Origin of the sequence: Sandarakinorhabdus oryzae, from assembly GCF_009733735.1 — a bacterium.
GTDB classification, from domain to species: Bacteria; Pseudomonadota; Alphaproteobacteria; order Sphingomonadales; family Sphingomonadaceae; genus Sandarakinorhabdus; species Sandarakinorhabdus oryzae.
In genome coordinates this window covers 1-506 of record NZ_WNJP01000430.1, presented here as the reverse complement: position 1 = coordinate 506, position 506 = coordinate 1, and the positions used below count along the sequence as shown (strand labels likewise).

1 protein-coding gene is annotated in these 506 nt (G+C 74.9%); it reads right to left on the bottom strand.

Going from position 1 to position 506, the window contains the following annotated elements; all coding sequences use genetic code 11:
- The coding region (locus GJ693_RS16690; RefSeq protein ID WP_156257306.1) for an FtsX-like permease family protein at positions 1-506 on the bottom strand (506 nt) is incomplete at both ends.

Here is a 506-nt window from a genome sequence, read left to right as displayed (position 1 = left end):
AGCCCCAGCACCAGGCCCTCGGCCAGCAACTGCCGCACCAGGCCACGGCGGGGCAGGCCCAGCACCGCCAGCAGCGCGAACTGCGGCCGCCGCCGCGCCACGCTCAAGGCCTGCGCCGACCAGACCAGGAAGCCGCCGGTGAGCAGCGCCACCAGCGCCAGCATGCCGAGGTTGACGCGATAGGCGCGGCTCAGCGCATCGGCACGGCTGGCTTCGGCCTCCGGCGTCACCAGCACCGCATCGGCCGGCAGCGCTGCGGCCAGTGCCGCGCGGGCGCCGGCGTGATCGACCAGCTTCACATCCAGCCGGTGCAGCCGCCCCAGCTGGCCAAAGCGCCACTGCGCCTCGGCAATGTCGATCACCGCGATCTGCGCGTCATCGCCGGCCGCCGCCAGCCGGCCCATCACTGTGAAGCGCGCCTGCCGCCCGGCCGCGCTGAGCGTGAAAATCCCGCCCGGCTGCAGCCCGGTGGCGCGCAGCAGCGCCGGCGACAGCCACACCGCATC